At 65.7% G+C, this 1,254-nt stretch carries 1 pseudogene; it reads right to left on the bottom strand.

From position 1 onward, the window contains the following. Positions 1–1,236 (bottom strand): annotated as a pseudogene (locus ACZ4VL_RS40780) (hypothetical protein); the annotation flags it as partial. Positions 1,237–1,254: the final 18 nt, after the last annotated feature.

Genomic DNA, 1,254 nt, shown 5'->3' with positions numbered 1-1,254 from the left:
CTTCGTGGCCTCACCCAGGTTGTTCTGGATCTGCGTGACCCGGTTGTCGATGTTGTTCAGTGCATCGCCGGCGTTGTGGAAGCTGTCGCCACCGACGTTGTAGGTCGGCGCGACGACCTTGCCGGTCTCCTCGTCGATCTTCGCACCGCCGCCGAGCGCATCGGTCACGCCACTCAGCTGGCTGACGTTCACTGCGTCCGTCGCAACCTTGCCGGCCGCCACGTTGTGCAGCGCGACCGGAGCCGCCGCACCAGCGCCGCCGAGCGTCACCGAACCGTAGTTCGTCGTGCCGTCCGCGTTCTTGTCGTACACGACCGCCGACTGCAGCTTGCCGTCTTCTCCGACCAGGCCAGCCGAGCGCAGTTGCCGCACGTTGACTCCATCGGTCTCGTCGACACCGTCCGCAACGTTCTTCAGCGTGACGGGCGCCGCACCTGCACCACCGAGCGTGACGGAGGCGTGCGTTGCGTCGTCGTACTGAACCGCGTTCGCGACACCCTTCTGCAGCGTCTCGATCTGCGTCGTGTGCGTCGACACGCGCTCGTCGATATGCTTGAACTCATCGCCGACGTTGTCGTACGTATCCGTGAAGCCATCCGCTGCGGTCAGTTCGTCCGTCGGCGCCGAGATGTCACCGGTCACCGGGTCGAACTTCGCGCCACCGCCGAGACTGTCCGCGATGCTCTGCGCGAGGAAATTCACCTGGCGGCCGTTGACGGCCTCGGTGCTGTCCTCGGCAAGCGAGCCATCCGCGACGTTACGAAGCACCGTGCCGTTCGCACCCGCCAACGTCACCGCGGCCTTGGTGGAGTTGTCGTAGACGACTGCGTTCGGGTTCGTGCCGTTGCCGGTGCCGCCCTCACGCTGCTCCAGCGCCTTGATGGCATCGCCGACCGACGCGTAGTCCTTGCCGTCGACGTTATAGACCGGCGCGGTAACCTTGCCGTCCGCGTCCAGGCCCGCACCACCGCCGATGATGTCGGTCACGCCCTTCAACTGCGACACGTTGACTGCGTCCGTCGATGCCGTGCCGGCAGCAACGTTGTGCAGTGCGACCGGAGCGCCGGCGTTCACGCCACCGAACGTCACCGAAGCGAAGTTCGTGGTGCCGTCGGCACGCGTGTCGTAGGTCACGGCTGCAAGTGCCTTGCCGTTCTCGCCAATCAGGCCCGACGACTTCAGTTGCGATACGTTCACCGCGTCCATGTCGGCCGTACCGGCCTTCACGTTCGACAGCGTCGTACCGCTCTGGCC

The organism is Streptomyces sp. NPDC029014, from assembly GCF_055564695.1.
The sequence above is the reverse complement of the archived record's forward strand: the minus strand, read 5'-3'. Positions and strand labels throughout refer to the sequence as shown.